Below are 23946 nucleotides of genomic sequence, written 5' to 3'. Positions count from 1 at the left end.
CGAAGTACTAGTCGGACAGACCAAGTTCCCTGTCGAGAAACTCGAACATCTCGTCGGGTGTGGCCGACTCGATTTCCACCCCGTCGCTGCCGGAATCCGACCGGCCCTGCTTTTCGATCCAGTTGGAGAGAATGCCTTGCAGCCGCCTTGTGATCCGTTCGTTCGTGTCCTGGTCGGGTGCCGCGCTCAACAGACCGGCTTCGAGCCGGTCGAGGTCGTCGAGTATCGGCAGCGCAGTCGGCTCGTCCGGGGCGAGCTCGGTACGCAACCAGGCGGCCACCGCCACCGGGGTGGGGTGGTCGAAAATCAATGTAACCGGGACTCGCAGTCCGGTCGCAGTGTTCAACCGGTTACGCAGTTCGACTGCTGTCAGTGAATCGAATCCGAGGTCCTTGAATGCCTGCTGGTCCTGCACCGCCTCGGCCGAGGGGTGGCCCAGTACCACGGCGGCCTCGGCCCGCACCAGATCGGTGAGGGTCCGCTCCTGCCCGGCCCGGTCCAGTTCGGCCAGCCGGCGTGCCAGCTCGCCCTCCGCGGAGGCGGGCTGCTCGGCGACCCGGTTGCCGACCGTAGCCAGTCGGCGCACCGCCCGCAGGCCCCGCACCAGCGGCACCTCCGTCAGGTTGGCCGCGCTCTGCGCCAGCACGGCCCAGTCGACGTCCATCACCGTCACCACGGCGTCCGAGCCGTGCAGCGACTCGCCCAGCGCCCGGACCGCCGACCGCGGATCCATCGCGGCCAGCGGGAGTTTCTTCATCCGTTCCCGGATCGCCTCCTTGGAGTCGGCCATTCCGCCGCCGCCCCACTGGCCCCAGGCCACCGACAGACCAGTCAGTCCGCGGGCCCGCCGGTTCTCCGCCAGCGCGTCCAGGTAGGAGTTGGCGGCCGCGTAGTTGCCCTGACCTGCGGAACCGAGGGTGGATGCGGCGGAGGAGAACAGTACGAAGGCGTCCAGGTCCAGTCCGGCCGTCAGCTCGTCCAGGTGGGCGGCGCCCACAGCCTTGGCCGCCAGCACCGTCTGCAACCGCTCGGCGGAGAGCCGGTCCACCACCCCGTCGTCCAGCACCGCGGCCGTGTGCAGCACGGTGGACAGCGCCGGTCCGCTCGTCCCGATCCAGGACACCAGCCCGGCCAGCGCGGAGCGGTCACTCACGTCACACGCCACCACGTCCACCCGGGTTCCCCTGGCGGCCAGTTCGGCGGCGGTCGCCGCGACACCGCCGGCGGCGGGTCCGCTGCGTCCGGTCAGCACCACACGGGCCGCGTCGGCCTCGGCCAGCCACCGGGCCACGTGCCCGCCGACGGCGCCGGTGCCACCGGTGATCAGCGCACTGCCGCGCGGCGTCCAGTGCCCCTCGTCGGGGCCGGCGTCGGCGGCGTGGTGCATCCGGCGGCCGAGTATCCCGGTGGCCCGGACAGCCACCTGGTCCTCACCGCAGCCGCTCAGTACCGCGGCCAGCCGTGCGGCCGCCCGCTGGTCCAGTTCCTCGGGCAGGTCTACCAGCCCGCCCCAGCGGTCCGGGTGTTCCATGCCGATGACGCGGCCCAGGCCCCAGACCTGCGCCTGCACCGTGCCGGCCGGCACCTCGCCGGGGACGGCCGCCACGGCACCACAGGTGACCGGCCACAGCGGCGCCTGGATGTCGGCGTCGCCGAGTGCCTGTACGAGAGCCAGGGTTGCGGCCAGTCCAACAGGCACCGCCGGGTGGTCCGGCAGCGGCGTCTCGTCCAGCGCCAGCAACGACAGCACACCGGAGACGGCCGACGGGTCCGCCGCCTTGCTCAGCAACGCGGCCAGCTCGGCCCGGTCCACCGACCCGATCGGTACCTCGACAACCGCGACCTCGGCACCTCGGGCGCTCAGCGCCTCGGTGCAGCTCTGCGCCAGCTTCGCAGCGGCAGGCTGCGCGGGGACGGCGACCAGCCAGGTGCCGGTCAGCGCACCCGGGTCGGGTTCGGCGATCGGCTCCCAGACCATCCGATAGCGCCAGCCGGCGGTGGTCGAACGCTCCAGGTCACGCCGCCGCCACTGGGTCAGTGCGGGCAGCACCTGGTGGAAGGGACGGTCGCCGTCCACCGCCAGGGTCTCCGCGAGCTGTTCCAGGTCACCGCTCTCCACAGCCGACCAGAACGCCGACTCGGCCGCGCTGCCAGCCCCGTCCCGGCCGGTGGCCGAGGCTCCGGCCGACAGTGCCGCCGGAGCCTCCGGCCAGAACCGCTGGTGCCGGAAAGCGTACGTGGGCAGCTCGACGTGTTCACCGGCGGGCAGCACACGCGTCCAGTCCACCGGCACACCGCTGACGAAGGCGCGAGCCAGGCCGGTCAGCAGGCCCGTGGCACTTTCGTCGTCACGCCGCTGGAGCGGGAGGAAGGCGGGCTCGGCCCCGTCCACCTCTACGACCGCATCCGGGCCGAGCGAGGAGAGTGAGCCGTCCGGGCCCACTTCGAGGAAGACGGAGATGCCTTCCGCCGCGAGGGTAGCTATCGCGTCGGCGAAGCGGACAGTCTGGCGGGTCTGGGCGGGCCAGTAGCCGGACTGCGGATCGGACACCAGGTCACCGGTGAGGGCACCGGCCCACATCACCTCCGGACGACGGAACTCCAGCCCTTCCACGACGGTTCGGAGCTCATCCAGGACTGGGTCCATGGCCGGGGAGTGGAAGGCGTGCGAAACCCGCAGGCGCCGCACCCGGCAGCCCCGATCCCGCCACAGCTCCACCACCGCGTCGACCGCATCGGCCGCACCGGAGATGACCACGGATTCCGGGCCGTTGACCGCCGCTACGGCCACCTCACCCGACACCTCGTCAAACGAGGCGATGACCTCTGCCTCGGCGGCGTTGACCGCCGCCATCGCCCCACCCGACGGCAGCTCCTGCATCAACCGAGCACGAGCCGCCACCAGCGCACAGGCATCCGGCAACGACAACACACCAGCCACATGAGCCGCAGCCACCTCGCCCACCGAATGACCCACCACCGCATCCGGCACCACACCAGCAGCCTTGAGAACCTCCGCCAGGGCTACCTCGAAGGCAAACAGGCCGGCCTGCGCATACAGCGTCTGGTCCGCCAGCCCAGCAGCCGCATCGTCGCTGTTCAGAACGACGTCCCGGAGACGCACCTCGGTCCCCAGTTCCAGCTCCAGCAGTCCGCACACCCGGCCAAAGACCTCGGCGAACACCGCACTGCCCGCATACAGAGCACGGCCCATACCCGCCCATTGCGCACCCTGACCGGCGAAGACCAGACCCACCCGGACGTCGGGCCGGGCCACGCCCGACACCACCACAGGCGAGGACGAACCGGCCGCCAGGCTGTGCACGCCATCGAGAAGGGCACCACGCTCCGTACCGAGCACCACCGCGCGGTGCTCGAACGCCGACCGCGTCGCCGCCAGCGACCAGGCCACATCGGCCGGTCGCAGTTCCGGACGGGCCGTCAGCCACTCCCGCAGCCGCCCGGCCTGCGCCGACAGCGCCTCAGCCGTACGCCCGGAAACCACCCACGCACCAGCACCCTCAAGAGCCGCGACCGGCACCTGACCGGCGCTTTCGCTCCGCGCATCGATCGCGGGGGCCTCCTCCAGAATCACGTGGGCGTTGGTACCGCTGATACCGAACGCCGAGATCCCCGCCCGGCGCGGGCGGTCGCCCACCGGCCACGGCACCGACTCCGTCAGCAGCCGCACCGCACCCGCCGACCAGTCCACATGCGACGACGCCATATCAGCATGCAACGTCCGCGGCAACTGACCATGCTGCAACGCCAGCACCATCTTGATCACACCCGCAACACCCGCAGCAGCCTGGGTGTGACCGATGTTGGACTTCACCGACCCCAGCCACAGCGCGTCCCGGTCACCACGATCCCGGCCATACGTCGCCAGCAGCGCCTGCGCCTCGATCGGGTCACCAAGCTTCGTGCCGGTACCGTGCGCCTCCACCACATCCACCTCGGCCGCCGAGAGACCCGCACTGGCCAACGCCGCCCGGATGACGCGCTGCTGGGAGGGGCCGTTGGGGGCGGTCAGGCCGTTGGACGCCCCGTCCTGGTTGACCGCACTGCCCCGCAGCACCGCCAGCACCTTGTGGCCATTGGCCCGCGCGTCCGACAGCCGCTCCACCACCAGCATGCCCGCGCCCTCGGCCCAGCCCGTACCGTCCGCGTCATCCGAAAACGCCCGGCACCGGCCATCCGCCGACAGACCCTGCTGACGGGAGAAGTCGATGAACGTACCCGGCGTCGCCATCACCGTGACGCCACCGGCCAGAGCCATCGAGCACTCGCCGGACCGCACCGCCTGGGCCGCCAGGTTGAGCGCCACCAGCGACGACGAACACGCCGTGTCCACCGTCACTGCCGGACCTTCCAAACCGAGCACGTACGACACCCGGCCGGACAGGACACTGGTCGCGTTGCCGGTCATCAGGTGGCCCTCGACACCGGAGCCGCCCTCACCGGCCGCTGCGGAAACCCCAAGGCCATAACCAGAGGCAAAACCGCCGGCGAACACACCGGTCGAACTGCCGCGCAGGGACGACGGGTCGATACCGGCCCGTTCCAACGCCTCCCAGGACGTCTCCAGCATCAGCCGCTGCTGCGGATCCATCGCCAGCGCCTCACGCGGGCTGATTCCGAAGAAACCCGCATCGAACTCGGCCGCTCCCCGCAAGAACGCGCCTTGGGCGACGTACGAGGTGTTCTCGCGCTCACCGTCCGGGTCGTAAATGCCCTCCAGGTCCCAGCCACGGTCGGTCGGGAAACCACCCACCGCGTCACCACCGGAAGCCAACAGCTCCCAGAACCCCTCGGGCGTGCTCGCGCCACCGGGGAAACGGCAGGCCATGCCGACAATCGCCAGCGGCTCGTCCGCAGCGGGGGCAGCGGGGACCGGCGCCGCAGCTACGGCCTCCGGCACCTGCCCGGTCAGTTCGCCGCGCAGGAAGGTGGCGAGCGCGGTCGGGGTGGGGTGGTCGAAGACCAGGGTGGCAGGCAGTCGCAGCCCGGTCGCCGCATTGAGACGGTTACGCAACTCGACCGAGGTCAGCGAATCGAATCCCAGGTCCTTGAAGGCCTGCCGCGCCTGCACCCCGTCCGAAGAGGCATGTCCCAGTACGGCGGCGGCCTCAGCGCGGACCACGCCGGTCAGCACCCGGTCCTGCTCCGAGCGGGACAACCCCACTACCCGAGCGGCCAGTTCGCCCTCCACTGGCGCCAGCACCGGAGGACGGCCGGAGGCCGCGGACAGCTCCCGGACCTCGGGCAGGTCCCGCACCAACGGCCGGACCCGCATATCAGCAGCACCCGCACCGGACGCCAGCTGCGCCCAGTCCACCTCCATCACCGTCACCACGGCATCCGGACCGTCCAACGCCTCACCCAACGCCCGCACAGCCAACTGCGGGTCCATCGGCGGCATCGGCATCCGACGCATCCGGGACCGGATGACCTCACTGGACTCACCCAGACCGCCACCACCCCACAGACCCCAGGCCACCGCCAGACCGGCCAGCCCGCGGGCGCGCCGATTCTCCGCCAGCGCATCCAGGAAAGCATTGGCCGCCGCGTAGTTACCCTGCCCCGGGCCGCCGACGGTGGAGGCGGCCGAGGAGAACAGCACGAACGCGTCCAAATCCATGTTCGCGGTCAGCTCATCCAGCAGCACCGCACCGTGCGCCTTCACCCCCAGCACACTCTCCAGCCGCGCCGTGTCGAGGCGGTCCACCACACCGTCATCCAGCACACCCGCGGTATGCATCACCGAGGACAGCCCCGGACCGCTGCTGCCGATCCAGCTCAGCAGGTTGGTCAGCGGGCCGCGTTCGCTGACGTCGCAGGAGGTGACGTTCACGTGGACGCCAGCGGTGGCCAGCTCTGCGGCCCGTGCCGCGACATCGGCTGCTGCCGGACCGGAACGGCCCGCCAACACCAGACGCTCGGCACCCCGGCCAACCAGCCACCGCGAGACGTGCCCGGCAATCGCACCGGTCCCACCGGTGACCAGTACAGTCCCTCGCGGCGACCAGCCCTCTCCCACACCACGGCCCGAGACGTGCGCGAGCCTGCGACCCAGGATTCCGGCCGCCCGGATGGCGACCTCGTTCTCCTTGCAGCCGGCCAGTACCGCCACCAACCGCGCACCGGACCGCTCATCGAGCGTCTCCGGCAGATCGACCAGACCACCCCAACGCTCCGGGTGCTCCAGGCCGACGACCCGGCCCAGACCCCAGACCTGCGCCTGCACCGGATGCGACAGCAGCTCGCCGCGGCCGGCAGCGACTGCACCGGAGGTCGCCACCCACAGCGGCGCCTCGATCGCGGCATCACCAAGAGCCTGCACCAGGCCCAAGGTGGCAGCCAGCCCAGCGTTCACGACCGGACGGTCCGGCAGCGCAGCCCCGTCCAGGGCCAGCAGCGACAGCACACCGGAGACGGCCGACGAGTCCGCCGCGCCAGTCAGCGCTGCCGCCAGCTCGGCCCGGTCCACCGTCCCAGTCGGAACCTCGACCACCGCGACCTCTGCACCACGGGCCGTCAGCGCCGCCACACACCGGTGCCGCAGCTCCTCCGCGCAACCGGCCGGCGCAAGCAGCATCCAAGTCGCCGTCAGCACACGAGCGTCAGGCTCGGCAACAGGCGACCAGACGGTCCGGTAGCGCCAGTCAGCAGTAGCCGAACGGTCCAGCTCACGACGCCGCCACGACGCCAACGCCGGCAACACCAAATCCAGCTGCCCCGCATCCTCCAAAGCCAGCGTCTCCGCAACCCCCGCCAGATCACCGTCCTCAACCGCCGCCCAGAACCCGGCCTCCGCCTCGGTGCCAGCCCCGGCCACGGTGGTTGCGGAACCGGGCATCGGCAGGACCAGCATGCCCTCCGGCCAGAACCGACGACGCCGGAACGCGTACGTCGGCAACTCAACCTGCTCACCAGCAGGCAGCACCGCCTGCCAGTCCACCGGCGCCCCGTTGACGAACGCCTCTGCCAACGAGGTCAGCAGGCGCTCGGCGCCGCCGTCATCGCGCCGCAGGGTTCCACACACCGCGGCGGGCTCCGTCCCCGGGCCTGTCTCCTGGGCAACCTCTTCCAGGGTGTCGTTCATCGCCCCCATCAGCACCGGATGCGGCGTCATCTCGACAAACAGTTGATGACCACGGCCAGCCAGCACGCGTACAGCGCGGTCGTAATGCACCGTGGCCCGCAGACTGCGATACCAATAGCCGGCGTCCAGCTCCTCACCGGACAGTGTCTCGCCAGTCATCGCCGAGACCATCGGAACCCGGCCCCGGCGCGGGGAAACCCCGGCCAAAACGGTGGTGATCTCCTCCTCCAACCGGTCCACCTGCGCCGAATGCGAGGCATAGTCCACCGCGACCATGCGGGCCCTAGCGCCCTCCGCTTCGAACTCCGCCCTCAGCTCCTCAAGGGCCTCCGGCTCGCCCGAGACAACCGTGGCCGACGGCCCGTTGACCGCCGCCAGAGACACCCGATCCCCGAACCGGACCAGACGCTCCTCAACCTCCGGCGCCGGACGGCTGACCGACAACATCCCACCCGCACCCGCCAGCACCTTCAGCGCACGCGACCGCAACGCCACCACACGCGCACCGTCCTCAAGCGACAGCATCCCCGCCACCGTCGCCGCAGCAATCTCACCCTGCGAATGACCCACCACAGCATCCGGCACCACACCCGCCGCCTCCCACACAGCGGCCAGAGACACCATCACCGCCCACAACGCAGGCTGAACGACATCCGCCACCTCCAACGCGGGGACATCCCCCGTTCCCGCCAGGACATCGGTCAGCGACCAGTCCACATACGGCGCCAACGCCGCAGCACACTCCGCCAACCGCGCCGCGAACACCGGCGAAACCCCCGCCAGCTCCCGACCCATCCCCAGCCACTGGGAGCCCTGACCGGCGAAGGCGAACACCGGACGGACGTTGGAACGGGCCACGCCGGACACCACCGAACCAGCCGGAACACCCGACGCCAGGCCCCCAAGACCCGCCAGCACCTGCTCCCGGCCCCCGCCCACGACCACCGCACGGTGCTCGAAAACCGACCGCGTCACCGCCAACGACCACGCCACATCAACCGGTGCCAGTTCCGGACGCATCGCCGTCCACTCCCGCAGCCGCCCCGCCTGCGCCGTCAGCGCATCAGCAGTCCGACCGGACAGCACCCATGCACCGACACCGGCGTCCGCAGCCAGCGCTGCCGCCTCCGGCATTGTCGGGTCGTCCTCAAGGCCGTCGACCGTCTCGATGTCCTCCGAGGCGGGAGCCTCCTCCAGAATGAGGTGGGCGTTGGTGCCGCTCATCCCGAACGCCGAGACAGCGGCCCGTCGCACCCGATCACCATCAGACGGCCAGGCCACCTGCTCATTCAGCAGCCGCACCGCACCCGCCGACCAGTCCACGTGCGAGGACGGCACCTCGGCGTACAAGGTCTGCGGCAACCGCTCATACTGCAGGGCCAGCACCATCTTGATGACACCCGCAACGCCCGCAGCGGCTTGGGTGTGGCCGATGTTGGACTTCACCGACCCCAGCCACACCGGCCGGCCCTCCGCACGATCCCGGCCGTAGGTCGCCAGTACCGCCTGGGCCTCGATGGGGTCACCGAGTGTGGTGCCGGTGCCATGGGCCTCGACCACGTCGATGTCGGCGGTGGTCAGGCCGGAGTTGGCCAGCGCGGCACGGATGACACGCTGCTGCGAGGGTCCGTTGGGCGCGGTCAGGCCGTTGGACGCACCGTCCTGATTGACCGCACTGCCCCGCAACAGCGCCAGCACCTTGTGGCCATTGCGGCGCGCGTCCGACAGCCGCTCCACCACCAGCATGCCGGCACCCTCAGCCCAGCCCGTACCATCCGCCTCCTCCGAAAACGCCCGGCACCGGCCGTCCGCCGACAGACCCTGCTGCCGGGAGAAGTCGATGAACGTCCCCGGCGTCGCCATCACCGTCGCCCCGCCGGCCAACGCCAGCGAGCACTCGCCCGACCGCACCGCCTGCGCCGCCAGATGAAGCGCCACCAACGACGACGAACACGCCGTATCCACCGTCACCGCCGGCCCCTCCAGACCGAGCACATAAGACACCCGCCCGGACAGGACACTGGTCGCATTGCCCGTCAGCGAATGGCCCTCGGCACCAGAATCCCCCTGATTGGCAAGCGACAGCCCAAGCCCATACCCCGAGGTGAAACCGCCGGCAAAGACACCGGTGGCGCTCTCCTTCAGGGACGACGGATCGATGCCGGCACGCTCCAGCGCCTCCCAGGACGTCTCCAGCAACAGCCGCTGCTGCGGATCCATCGCCAGCGCCTCACGCGGACTGATCCCGAAAAACCCCGCATCGAACTCAGCAGCCTCCCTCAGGAACGCACCCTGCGCGACATACGAGGTCCCCTCCCGCGCACCCTCCGGGTCAATGAGACCGTCCAGATCCCAGCCGCGGTCGGACGGGAAGTCACCGACCGCGTCGCCACCGGAGGCCAGCAGCTCCCAGAACTCCTGCGGGCTGCCCACCCCGCCCGGGAAGCGGCACGCCATCCCGACGATCGCCAGCGGCTCGTCCGCAGGCGCCGCCACCACAGTGAGTGCCGCAGCACCAGCGGTGTCAGGCTCCCCACCGGTCAGCTCACCGCGCAGGAAAGCGGCCAGCGCCAGCGGGGTGGGGTAATCGAAGACCAAGGTCGACGGCAACCGCAAACCGGTCACCGCATTGAGACGGTTACGCAACTCGACCGAGGTCAGCGAGTCGAAACCCAGGTCCTTGAACGCCCGACGGTCCTCCACCGCATCGGGCGAGCCATGGCCCAACACAGCAGCGGCTTCCGCCCGTACCACCTCCGTCAGCAACCGCTCCTGCTCCGCGCGGTCCAGCCCGGCCAGCTGACGGGCCAGCTCACCTTCCGCAGGCGCCACAGTGACCGTGTTCCCGGCCGCCGCGAGCAGCTGACGGATCTCAGGCAGGTCCCGCACCAACGGCCGCTTCAACATCCCCGTGGCACCGGCATCGGATGCCAGCTGCGCCCAGTCCACACCCATGACAGCCACGGCGGCATCCGGCCCCCGCAACGCCTCGGCCAGCGCACGGACCGCAAGCCGCGGGTCCATCGGCGGCATCGCACCCCGCTCAACCCGCGCCCGCACCGCACCACTCGACGCAGCCATACCACCACCGGCCCACGGCCCCCACGCCACCGCCAGCGCGTGCAACCCACGGGCCCGCCGGTTCTCCGCCAACGCGTCCAAGAAGGCATTGGCCGCCGCGTAGTTACCCTGCCCCGAACCACCCAGAGTGGCAGCCGCAGCAGAGAACAACACGAACGCATCCAGGTCCAGGTCCGCGGTCAGCTCATCCAGCAGCACCGCGCCGTGCGCCTTCACCCCCAGCACGCTCTCCAGCCGCGGGGTGGTGAGGCGGTCCACCACACCGTCATCCAGCACACCCGCGGTATGCATCACCGACGACAGCCGGGGGCCGCTACGGCCGATCCAGGCCACCAAGCCTGACAGCGGCGCCCGGTCACTCACATCGCACGCCACCACCTCAACCGCGCTGCCCGCCTCCGCAAGCTCCGCAGCCAGCGCGGCCACACCCTCCGCCGTCGGACCCGAGCGGCTCGTAAGCACCAGCCGCTCAGCGCCCTCACCACAGAGCCAGCGCGCCACATGTCCCGCGATCGCGCCCGTCCCTCCGGTGATCAGCACAGTGCCGCGCGGCGACCAGTTCTCCCCGGAACCGTGTCGCGTGACACGCGCGAGCCGGCAGCCCAGAATTCCGGACGGCCGCAGGGCCACTTCGTTTTCACCGCAACCGGCCAGTACCGCCACCAGCCGTGCAGCGGACCGCTCATCGAGCGTCTCCGGCAGATCGACCAGACCACCCCAACGCTCCGGGTGCTCCAGCGCAACCACCCGACCCAGGCCCCAGACCTGCGCCTGCACCGGACGGGCCAGGGCTTCTTCCGCACCGGCCGCCACCGCGCCGGACGTAGCCACCCACAGCGGCACCTCGATCCCGGCGTCACCGAGAGCCTGTACGAGAGCCAGGGTGGCGGCCAGCCCGGCGGGCACCGCCGGGTGGTCCGGCAGCGGCGTCTCGTCCAGCGCCAGCAGCGACAGCACACCAGAGACGGCGGAGTCATCCACCGCGCCAATCAGCAACGCGGCCAGTTCGGTCCGGTCCATCGTTCCGGCCGGAATCTCGACCACCACGGCCTCGGCACCACGGGCGCTCAGCGACTCGATACAGACCTGCGCCAGGTCTGCCGCAGCCGACTCCGCAGGAACGGCGACCAACCACGTACCGGACAGCACATGGGCGTCAAGCTCTGCAACGGGCGACCAGACGGTTCGGTAGCGCCAGTCGGCGGTAGCCGAACGGTCCAGCTCGCGACGGTGCCAGGACGCCAGTGCGGGCAGCACCTGGTGGAAGGGACGGTCGCCGTCCACCGCCAGAGTGTCCGCGAGCTGTTCCAGGTCACCGCTCTCCACAGCCGACCAGAACGCCGACTCGGCCGCGCTGCCAGCCCCGTCCCGGCCGGTGGCCGAGGCTCCGGCCGACAGTGCCGCCGGAGCCTCCGGCCAGAACCGCTGGTGCCGGAAAGCGTACGTGGGCAGCTCGACGTGTTCACCGGCGGGCAGCACACGCGTCCAGTCCACCGGCACACCGCTGACGAAGGCGCGAGCCAGGCCGGTCAGCAAGCCCGCGGCGCCTTCGTCGTCACGCCGCTGGAGCGGGAGGAAGGCGGGCTCGGCCCCGTCCACCTCCACGACCGCATCCGGGCCGAGCGAGGAGAGTGAGCCGTCCGGGCCCACTTCGAGGAAGACGGAGATGCCTTCCGCCGCGAGGGTAGCTATCGCGTCGGCGAAGCGGACAGTCTGGCGGGTCTGGGCGGGCCAGTAGCCGGACTGCGGATCGGACACCAGGTCACCGGTGAGGGCACCGGCCCACATCACCTCCGGACGACGGAACTCCAGCCCCTCCGCAACGCTACGAAGATCGTCCAGCACCGGGTCCATGGCCGGGGAGTGGAAGGCGTGCGAAACCCGCAGGCGCCGCACCCGGCGACCCCGGTCCCGCCACAACTCCACCACCGCATCAACCGCTTCGACCGCACCAGAAATGACTACCGACTCGGGACCATTGACCGCCGCGACAGCCACTTCACCCGACGCCTCAGCCGACACCTCGTCGAACGAAGCAATGACGGCCGATTCATCGGCGTTGATCGCTGCCATCGCCCCACCCGACGGCAGCTCCTGCATCAACCGAGCACGAGCCGCCACCAGCGCACAGGCATCCGGCAACGACAACACACCAGCCACATGAGCCGCAGCCACCTCGCCGACTGAGTGGCCCACCACCGCATCAGCCACCACACCGGCGGCCTTCAGGACAGCCGCCAGGGCCACCTCGAAGGCAAACAGGCCCGCCTGCGCATACAGCGTCTGATCGGCAAGCTCAGCAGCTTCCCCGTCACCCTCCAGGATCACGTCCCGCAGATGTACCTCGGTGCCCAGTTCCAGCTCCAGCAGCCCACACACCCGGTCAAAGACCTCGGCAAACACCGCACTGCCCGCATACAGACCACGGCCCATACCCGCCCACTGCGCACCCTGACCCGCAAACACCAGACCCACCCGGACATCAGACCGGGCCACACCCGACACCACTTCGGGCGAGGAGGTTCCGGCGGCCAGCTTGTGCAGGCCGGACAGCAGCCCATCACGTTCGGTGCCGAGCACCACCGCACGGTGCTCGAACGCCGACCGCGTCGCCGCCAGCGACCACGCCACATCAGCCGCGCCCAACCCCGGACGCGCCGACACCCACTCCCGCAACCGACCGGCCTGCGCCGACAACGCCTCAGCCGTACGACCCGACACCACCCACGCACCAGCATCCACCAGCACCGGCGCCGCACCCACCGACCCGACCGTCCCGGAACCGGCCTCGGCAGACCCGCCAACCTCGCCGGACTCCACCGGCGGAGCCTCCTCCAGAATTACATGGGCGTTGGTGCCGCTGATGCCGAACGCCGACACCCCGGCCCGGCGCGGACGCTCACCCGCCGGCCACGGCACCGACTCCGTCAGCAACCGCACCGCACCCGCCGACCAGTCCACATGCGACGACGCCACATCCGCATGCAACGTCCGCGGCAGCTGGCCGTGCTGGAGCGCCAGCACCATCTTGATCACACCCGCAACACCGGCCGCAGCCTGGGTGTGGCCGATGTTGGACTTCACCGACCCCAGCCACAGCGGATCGCCCTCACCGCGGTCCCTGCCATAGGTCGCCAACAGGGCCTGAGCCTCGATGGGGTCACCGAGTGTGGTGCCGGTGCCATGCGCCTCGACCACGTCCACCTCGGCAGCGGACAGCCGGGCGTTGGCCAGCGCCGCTCGGATCACCCGCTGCTGCGAAGGCCCGTTGGGCGCCGAAAGACCATTCGACGCACCATCCTGATTCACCGCCGCGCCACGGACGACAGCCAGCACCCGATGCCCGTTACGCCGCGCATCCGAAAGCCGCTCCACCACCAGAACACCGGCACCCTCGGCCCAGCCCGTACCGTCCGCATCCTCCGAGAACGCCCGGCACCGGCCATCCGCCGACAGACCCTGCTGACGGGAGAACTCCACGAAGGAGGAAGGCGTAGCCATCACGGTCACACCACCGGCCAGAGCCATAGAGCACTCCCCGGACCGTACCGACTGCGCGGCCAGGTTGAGCGCCACCAGCGACGACGAACACGCCGTGTCCACCGTCACCGCCGGCCCCTCCAGGCCGAGCACGTACGACACCCGGCCGGACAGGACACTGGTCGCGTTCCCAGTCATCAGGTGGCCCTCGACACCGGAGCCGCCCTCACCGGCCGCTGCGGAAACCCCAAGGCCGTACCCGGTAGTGAAGCCGCCGGCGAACACACCGGTCGAACTGCCGCGCAGGGACCACGGGTCGATGCCGGCGCGCTCCAGGGCCTCCCAGGACGTCTCCAGCATCAGCCGCTGCTGCGGGTCCATGGCGAGGGCTTCGCGCGGGCTGATCCCGAAGAACCCGGCATCGAACTCGGCTGCCCTCTGCAGGAAGGCGCCCTGGGCGACGTACGAGGTGTTCTCTCGCTCACCGTCCGGGTCGTAAATGCCCTCCAGGTCCCAGCCACGGTCGGTCGGGAAACCACCCACCGCGTCACCACCGGAGGCCAACAGCTCCCAGAACTCCTCCGGACTGCTCGCGCCACCGGGGAAACGGCAGGCCATGCCGACGATCGCCAGCGGCTCGTCCGCAGCGGGGGTCGTGCCGTCCACCGCAGTCTGCATAGCGGAAGTTCCGCTGTCGGCGGCGTCCGGGTGGTCGCCGATCATTTCGCCGCGCAGGAAGGCGGCCAGCGCGACCGGAGTCGGGTGGTCGAAGACCAGGGTCGCCGGCAGCCGCAGCCCGGTCGCCGCGTTGAGGCGGTTACGCAACTCGACCGAGGTCAGCGAATCGAACCCCAGATCCTTGAACGCATGCCGCGCCTGCACCCCGTCCGCCGAGTCGTGCCCGAGCACAACAGCGGCCTCGGCACGGACCATGCCGGTCAGCACCCGGTCCTGCTCCGAGCGGGACAACCCCGCTACCCGAGCGGCCAGTTCGCCCTCGACTGGCGCCAGGGCAGGCGCACGGCCGGGGGCCGCGGACAGCTCCCGGATCTCGGGCAGGTCCCGCACCAACGGCCGCTTCAGCATCCCCGTGACGCCGGCATCGGATGCCAGCTGCGCCCAGTCCACCTCCATCACCGTCACCACGGCATCCGGACCGTCCAACGCCTCACCCAACGCCCGCACAGCCAACTGCGGCTCCATCGGCGGCATCGGCATCCGACGCATCCGGGACCGAATGACCTCGCTCGACTCGCCGAGGCCACCACCGCCCCACAGACCCCAGGCCACCGCCAGACCGGCCAGCCCACGACCGCGCCGGTTTTCCGCCAGCGCGTCCAGGAAAGCATTGGCCGCCGCATAGTTACCCTGCCCCGGGCCACCGAGGGTGGAAGCGGCCGAGGAGAACAGCACGAACGCATCCAGGTCCAGCCCGGCGGTCAGCTCGTCCAGCAGCACCGCGCCGTGCGCCTTCACGCCCAGCACACTCTCCAGCCGCCCGGTGTCGAGGCGGTCCACCACACCGTCATCCAGCACACCCGCGGTATGCATCACCGAAGAGAGCCGGGGACCGCTCGCATCGATCCAGTCCAGCAGCCCGGCCAGACCCGCACGCTCGCTGACATCGCAAGCCACGATCTCCACGGCGGAACCGGCTGCCGCGAGTTCGGCCGCCAGCGCTGCCGCGCCCACAGCCGCCGGACCCGAACGGCTCGTCAGCACCAGACGCCCGGCACCCCGGCCCGCCAGCCACCGCGAAACATGCCCGGCAATGGCACCGGTGCCACCGGTGACCAGTACAGTCCCCCGCGGCACCCAGCTCTTCCGCGCACCACGGCCCGATACGTGCGCGAGCCTGCGGCCCAGGATCCCGGCCGCCCGGATGGCCACCTCGTTCTCACCACAGCCAGCCAGCACCGCCACCAACCGCGCACCAGCCCGCTCATCGAACGTCTCCGGCAGGTCAACCAGACCACCCCAACGCTCCGGATGCTCCAGCGCAACGACCCGGCCCAGACCCCACACCTGCGCCTGCACCGGACGGGCCAACACCTCGCCCCGCCCGACCGCCACCGCACCACACGTGGCCACCCACAGCGGCGCCTCAACCCCAGCGTCACCAAGAGCCTGCACCAGGCCCAAGGTGGCAGCCAGGCCCACGGGCACCACCAAATGCCCAGGCGTTGACGTCTCGTCCAGGGCCAGCAACGACAGCACACCCGAGATGGCTGACGGGTCCGCCGCGCCGGTCAGCAACGCCGCCAGCCCGGCCCGGTCCACCGTCCCAGCCGGAACCTCGACCACCACGGCCTCAGCACCACGGGCGCTCAGCGCCCCGACGCAGTCCTGCGCCAGCTCCACCACGGCCGACTCCGCAGGGACAGCGACCAACCACGTACCGGACAGCAGCCGAACATCCGGCTCGGCGATGACCGACCACCCAGTGCAATAACGCCAACCAGCCGTGGTCGAACGGTCCCGCTCACGCCGCCGCCACGACGCCAACACCGGCAGCACCTCATTGAACGGACGCCCACCCTCCAGGGCCAGCGCGTCCCCCAGCCCGGACAGGTCTCCATCCTCAACGGCCGCCCAGAATGCCGTCTCAGCGTCAGTGCTGGCACCGCCTCCGGCGGACGTGGAACCGGCAGTCGCGGAGCCAGGCATCGGCAGGACCAGCATGCCCTCCGGCCAGAACCGACGACGCCGGAACGCGTACGTCGGCAGCTCCACCTGCTCACCAGCAGGCAGCACCGCCTGCCAGTCCACCGGTGCGCCATTGACGAACGCCTCCGCCAGGGAAGTCAGCAGGCGCTCAGCACCACCGTCGTCCCGGCGGAGCGTTCCGCATACGACGGCGGGCTCTCCACCAGCGTCCTGGGCGAGGTCCACGAGGGTGTCGTTCATCGCCCCCATCAGCACCGGATGCGGCGTCACCTCAACAAACACCTGATGCCCACGACCCGCCAGCACCCGCACAGCGCGGTCGTAATGCACCGTCGCCCGCAGACTGCGATACCAGTACCCGGCGTCCAGCTCCTCACCGGTGAGGGTCTCGCCGGTCATCGCGGAGACCATCGGAACCCGGCCCCGGCGCGGGGAAACCCCGGCCAGGACGGTGGTGATCTCCTCCTCCAGCCGGTCCACCTGCGCCGAATGCGAGGCATAGTCCACCGCGACCATGCGGGCCCGGGCACCCTCACTCTCGAACTCCGCCCTCAGCTCCTCCAGCGCGGCCGGTTCACCCGAGACCACAGTGGCCGACGGCCCATTGACCGCCGCCAGAGACAGCCGCTCCCCGAAACGGACCAGGCGCTCCTCAACCTCCGCCGCCGGACGGCTGACCGACAACATCCCACCCGCACCCGCCAGCACCTTCAACGCACGCGACCGCAACGCCACCACACGGGCACCGTCCTCAAGCGAGATCATCCCCGCCACCGTGGCAGCGGCAATCTCCCCCTGCGAATGGCCCACCACCGCATCCGGAGCGACACCAGCCGCCTCCCACACCGCAGCCAGCGACACCATCACCGCCCACAACGCAGGCTGGACAACATCCGCCACCTCCAACGCAGGAGCACCCTCCGCACCCGCCAGGACATCGGTCAGCGACCAGTCCACATACGGCGCCAACGCCGCAGCACACTCCGCCAGCCGCCCCGCGAACACCGGCGAAACCTCCGCCAGCTCCCGCCCCATACCCACCCACTGCGAACCCTGACCAGCGAAGACAAACACCGGGCGGGCATGGGAGCGGGCCACGCCCGAAACGAGCGAGCCCGAGGACGCAGCGGACGCCAGGCCCCCGAGCCCCGCGAGCACCTGCTCCCGGTCTCCGCCCACCACCACCGCCCGGTGCTCGAAGACCGACCGAGTCGCCGCCAACGACCACGCCACATCAACCGGCCGAAGAGCCGGACGAAGCGAAACCCACTCCCGCAACCGCCCCGCCTGCGCCGACAACGCCCCAGCAGTCCGCCCAGACAGCACCCAAGCACCAGCACCGGTCACCACCGGAACCACCGGCTCCTTGCGCTCCTCGGCGGCTTCGGCCTCCTGCGCCGCAGGCGCCTCTTCCAGAATGAGGTGAGCATTGGTCCCGCTCATACCGAACGCCGAAACAGCAGCCCGCCTTACCCGGTCTCCGTCGGCCGGCCAGGGAGCCGGTTCGGTGAGCAGCCGCACCTCACCCGCCGACCAGTCCACATGCGAGGACGGCACCTCGGCGTACAGCGTCTGCGGCAGCCGCTCATGCTGGAGCGCCAGCACCATCTTGATGACACCGGCGATACCCGCGGCGGCCTGGGTGTGACCGATGTTGGACTTCACCGACCCCAGCCACAGAGCATCCCGCTCACCACGATCCCGGCCATACGTCGCCAGCAGCGCCTGTGCCTCGATGGGGTCACCGAGTGTGGTGCCGGTGCCATGCGCCTCGACCACGTCCACCTCGGCAGCAGACAGCCGGGCGTTGGCCAGCGCGGCACGGATCACCCGCTGCTGCGACGGCCCGTTGGGGGCAGTCAGACCGTTCGACGCACCGTCCTGGTTGACCGCACTGCCCCGCAGCACCGCCAGCACCTTGTGGCCGTTGCGGCGGGCATCGCTCAGCCGCTCCACCACAACCATGCCGGCGCCCTCGGCCCAGCCCGTACCATCCGCATCCTCGGAGAAGGCCCGGCACCGGCCGTCCGCCGACAGACCCTGCTGCCGGGAGAAGTCGATGAACGTCCCCGGCGTCGCCATCACCGTCGCCCCGCCGGCCAACGCCAGCGAGCACTCGCCCGACCGCACCGACTGCGCCGCCAGATGAAGCGCCACCAACGAGGACGAACAGGCAGTGTCCACCGTCACCGCCGGCCCCTCCAGGCCGAGCACATAAGACACCCGCCCGGACAGGACACTGGTCGCATTGCCCGTCAGCGAATGGCCCTCGGCACCAGAATCCCCCTGATTGGCAAGCGACAGCCCAAGCCCATACCCCGAGGTGAAACCGCCGGCAAAGACACCGGTGGCGCTCTCCTTCAGGGACGACGGATCGATGCCGGCACGCTCCAGCGCCTCCCAGGACGTCTCCAGCAACAGCCGCTGCTGCGGGTCCATCGCCAGCGCCTCACGCGGACTGATCCCGAAAAACCCCGCATCGAACTCAGCCGCCTCCCGCAGGAACGCACCCTGCGCGACATACGAGGTGCCCTCGCGTTCACCCTCCGGGTCGTACACACTCTCCAAGTCCCAGCCACGGTCGGCCGGGAAATCGCCCACGCCATCGCCACCGGAAGCCAGGAACTCCCAGAACTCCTCCGGACTCCCCACCCCACCGGGGAAGCGGCACGCCATCCCGACGATCGCCAGCGGCTCGTCCGCAGGCGCCGCCACCACGGTGATTACCGGAGCGGCCGTGCCCTTCTGCTGCCCGGTCAGCTCGTCACGCAGGAAAGCCGCCAGGGCCAGCGGGGTGGGGTAATCGAAGACCAGGGTCGACGGCAGCCTCAGCCCAGTCGCCGCGTTGAGACGGTTACGCAGCTCGACCGCGGTCAGCGAATCAAAACCCAGATCCTTGAACGCCCGACGGTCCTCCACCGCATCAGCCGATGCGTACCCCAGCACCACCGCAGCCTCGCCACGCACCACGTCGGCGAGCATCCGCTCCTGCTCCGCGCGGTCCAGCCCGGCCAGCTGACGGGCCAGCTCACCTTCCGCAGGCGCCACAGTGACCGTGTTTCCGGCCGCCGCGAGCAGCTGATGGATCTCAGGCAGGTCCCGCACCAACGGCCGCTTCAGCATCCCCGTGGCACTGGCATCGGATGCCAGCTGCGCCCAGTCCACATCCATGACGGCAACGGCGGCATCCGGCCCCCGCAACGCCTCGGCCAGCGCGCGGACCGCGAGCCGCGGGTCCATCGGCGGCATGGGCATCTTCCGCATCCTGGAGCGGACCGCCTCGTTGGAGTCGGCCATGCCTCCGCCGGCCCACGGGCCCCAGGCCACCGCCAACGCGTTCAGCCCACGGGCGCGCCTGTTCTCCGCCAGCGCGTCCAGGAAGGCATTGGCCGCCGCATAGTTGCCCTGCCCCGGACCGCCCAGGGTGGCAGCCGCAGCGGAGAACAGTACGAACGCGTCCAGGCCCAGGTCCGCGGTCAGCTCATCCAGCAGCACCGCACCGTGGACCTTGACCGCCAGCACCGACTGCAGACGGGAGACCGACAGCCGGTCCAGCACACCGTCGTCGAGCACACCCGCGGTGTGCATCACCGAGGACAGCTCCGGGCCACTACGGCCGATCCGGCCCAGCAGGTTGGTCACCGGGCCGCGTTCGCTGATGTCACAGGAGATGACGTCCACGTGGGCGCCAGAAGCAGCCAACTCCGCGGCCTGTGTCGCGACATCGGCTGTTGCCGGACCCGATCGGCTGGTCAGCACCAGACGCTCGGCGCCCCGGCCCGCCAGCCACCGCGAGACATGTCCGGCAATGGCGCCGGTACCGCCGGTGACCAGGACGGTTCCCCGCGGTGTCCAGCTCTCCCGCACACCAGGCCCCGAGACATGCGCGAGCCTGCGTCCCAGGATTCCGGACGACCGCAGGGCCACCTCGTTCTCGCCACAGCCGGCCAGTACCGCCACCAGCCGCGCACCAGCACGCTCATCGAGCGTCTCCGGCAGATCGACCAGACCACCCCAACGCTCCGGATGCTCCAGCGCGACCACCCTGCCCAGGCCCCAGACTTGCGCCTGCACCGGACGGGTCAGCGTCTCCTGCGCACCGGCCGCCACCGCACCACGCGTAGCGGCCCACAGCGGTGCCTCAACCCCGGCGTCACCCAGAGCCTGGACAAGGCCCAGGGTGACAGCCAGACCGGCATTCACCACCGGATGGTCCGGCAGCGGCGTCTCATCCAGCGCCAGCAACGACAGCACACCAAACACCACCGACGTACCCACCGCGTCGGTCAGCAACGCGGCCAGCTCCACCCGGTCCACCGACCCGGCCGGGACCTCGACCACCACGACCTCAGCACCACGGACGCTCAGCGCCTCGGCGCAGCCCTGCGCCAGCTCCGCCACAGCCGACTCCGCGGGGACAGCAACCAGCCACGTACCCGAGAGCACACGAGCGTCCGGCTCGGCAACGGGTGCCCAGGTGGTGCGGTAGCGCCAGTCGGCAGTCAGGGAGCGCTCCAGATCGCGTCGCCGCCAGGAGGCCAGCGCCGGCAGCACCTCGCTGAACGGACGGTCGCCGCCCACGTCCAGCGTCTCGGCGAGCCGGGTGAGATCCTCCCCCTCGACGGCCGCCCAGAACTCGGCCTCCGCCTCGGTGCCCGCGGTGATCCGGTTCGTACCGCCGGCCGTCGGGGGCATCAGCGAGACGATCCCCTCGGGCCAGTAGCGCTGGTGCCGGAAGGCATACGTAGGCAGCTCCACCTGCTCACCGGCAGGCAGCACACGCGTCCAGTCCACCGGGACACCGTGGACGAAGGCACGGGCCAGACCGGTCTCCAGGTCGGTGGCGCCGTCCTCGGTGCGCCGCTGAAGGGGGACGAAGGCCGCCTCCGCACCCTCCACACCGGCCACCGCATCCGGGCCCAGCGAGGAGAGCGAACCGTCCGGACCCACCTCAAGGAAGACCGAGACACCCTCCCGCGCAAGGGTGGCCACCGCATCCGCGAACCGCACGGCCTGCCGGGTCTGCGCAGGCCAGTAACCGGCCTGCGGCTCGGACACCAGGTCACCGGTGAGCGCACCCGCCCACATCACCTCAGGCCGGTGATACACCAGCCCCTGCGCCACACCATCGAGCTCATCCAGGACCGGGTCCATGGCCGGGGAGTGGAAGGCGTGCGAAACCCGCAGGCGCCGCACCCGGCAGCCCCGATCCCGCCACAGCTCCACCACCGCGTCGACCGCATCGGTCGCACCGGAGATGACCACGGATTCCGGGCCGTTGACCGCCGCTACGGCCACCTCACCCGACACCTCGTCAAACGAGGCGATGACCTCTGCCTCGGCGGCGTTGACCGCCGCCATCGCCCCACCCGACGGCAGCTCCTGCATCAACCGAGCACGAGCCGCCACCAGCGCACAGGCATCGGACAGCGACAGCACACCAGCCACATGAGCCGCAGCCACCTCGCCCACCGAATGACCCACCACCGCATCCGCCACCACACCAGCGGCCTTCAACACCGCAGCCAAAGCCACCTCGAAAGCGAACAGCCCCGCCTGCGCATACAGCGTCTGATCCGCCAGCCCAGCGTCCACCCCCTCCGCACCCAAAACCACATCCCGCAGACACACGCCGGCCCCGAGTTCCAGCTCCAGCAGCCCACACACCCGGTCAAAGACCTCGGCGAACACCGCACTGCCCGCATACAGGCCACGGCCCATACCCACCCACTGCGCGCCCTGACCCGCAAACACCAGCCCCACCCGGACATCCGGCCGGGCCACCCCCGACACCACCACAGGCGAGGACGTACCAGCAGCCAGGCTGTGCACGCCATCGAGAAGGGCACCACGCTCCGTACCAAGCACCACCGCGCGATGCTCGAACGCCGACCGCGTCGCCGCCAACGACCAGCCCACATCAGCCGCACCCAGCCCCGGGCGCGCCGACACCCACTCCCGCAACCGACCGGCCTGCGCCGGCAACGCCTCAGCCGTACGACCCGACACCACCCACGCACCAGCACCCGCCAGCACCGGCGCCGCATCCGCCACCGGCCCGGCCGGCCCGGCCGACCCGGAACCGGCCTCGGCAGGCTCGCCGGCCTCGCCGGACTCCACCGGCGGAGCCTCCTCCAGAATTACATGGGCGTTGGTACCGCTGATACCGAACGCCGACACCCCGGCCCGTCGCGGACGCTCACCCGCCGGCCACGGCACCGACTCCGTCAGCAACCGCACCGCACCCGCCGACCAGTCCACATGCGACGACGCCACATCCGCATGCAACGTCCGCGGCAACCGCCCATGCTGCAACGCCAACACCATCTTGATCACACCCGCCACACCCGCCGCAGCCTGAGTGTGACCAATGTTCGACTTCACCGACCCCAACCACAACGGGCGCCCTTCCGGGCGGCCCTGGCCGTACGTGGCCAGCAGGGCCTGGGCCTCGATGGGGTCGCCGAGCGTGGTGCCGGTGCCGTGTGCCTCCACCACGTCCACCTCGGCCGCCGAAAGGCCCGCACTGGCCAACGCCGCGCGGATGACGCGCTGCTGGGACGGGCCGTTGGGCGCCGAGAGGCCGTTCGACGCACCGTCCTGGTTGACCGCACTGCCCCGCAGCACCGCCAGCACCTTGTGGCCATTGCGCCGCGCGTCCGACAGCCGCTCCACCACCAGCATGCCGACGCCCTCGGCCCAGCCCGTACCGTCCGCGTCCTCGGAGAAGGCCCGGCACCGGCCATCCGCCGACAGACCCTGCTGACGGGAGAACTCCACGAACGTCCCCGGGGATACCAGCACCGTGACACCACCGGCCAGGGCCAGCGAGCACTCTCCCAGCCGCAGGGCCTGAACAGCCAGGTGGAGTGCCACCAACGACGAGGAGCAGGCAGTGTCCACCGTGACCGCCGGACCCTCCAGGCCCAGGGCGTACGACAGCCGACCGGAGAGCACGCTGGTCGCGTTGCCGGTCATCAGGTGGCCCTCGACACCGGAGCCGCCCTCACCGGCTGCCCAGGAGAGCCCGATGCCGTATCCGGAGGCGAAGCCGCCGGCGAAGACACCGGTGGCGCTCTCCTTCAGGGACGCCGGGTCGATGCCGGCGCGCTCCAGCGCTTCCCAGGCCGACTCCAGCAGCAGGCGCTGCTGCGGGTCCATGGCCAGCGCCTCACGCGGACTGATCCCGAAGAACCCCGCATCGAACTCGGCCGCCCCCTGCAGGAACGCGCCCTGGGCAACGTACGAGGTGTTCTCGCGCTCCCCCTCCGGGTCGTAGATGCCCTCCAGGTCCCAGCCACGGTCGGTCGGGAAGCCGCCCACCGCGTCACCACCGGAAGCCAGCAGCTCCCAGAACTCCTCAGGGCTGCCCGCGCCACCGGGGAAGCGGCACCCCATGCCCACGATCGCCACCGGCTCCGCCGCCTGCTCCTGCACCTCGCGCAGCCGGGCGCGGGCGTCCTGCGCGTCCGCGATGGCTCGCTTGAGGTAGCTACGAAGCTTGTTTTCGTCGGACACGGTCGGCTCCTTGCAATGATGTTTCAGCAGAGTCAGGGGTGGTCCGCCCCGCGCGGGGCGGGGCGGACCGGTTCGGGCCGGGGGGCCGTCAGGGC

1 protein-coding gene is annotated in these 23946 nt (G+C 70.7%); it reads right to left on the bottom strand.

The window, feature by feature from the left end:
* Positions 1-7 precede the first annotated feature (7 nt).
* Positions 8-23851: a type I polyketide synthase gene (locus AB0A97_RS35695; protein WP_361158259.1), complete on the bottom strand. Its 23844-nt coding sequence runs from the start codon at positions 23849-23851 to the stop codon at positions 8-10.
* Positions 23852-23946: the final 95 nt, after the last annotated feature.

Source organism: Streptomyces sp. NPDC045470 (genome assembly GCF_040646595.1).
Lineage (GTDB): Bacteria > Actinomycetota > Actinomycetes > Streptomycetales > Streptomycetaceae > Streptomyces.
The sequence above is the reverse complement of the archived record's forward strand: the minus strand, read 5'-3'. Positions and strand labels throughout refer to the sequence as shown.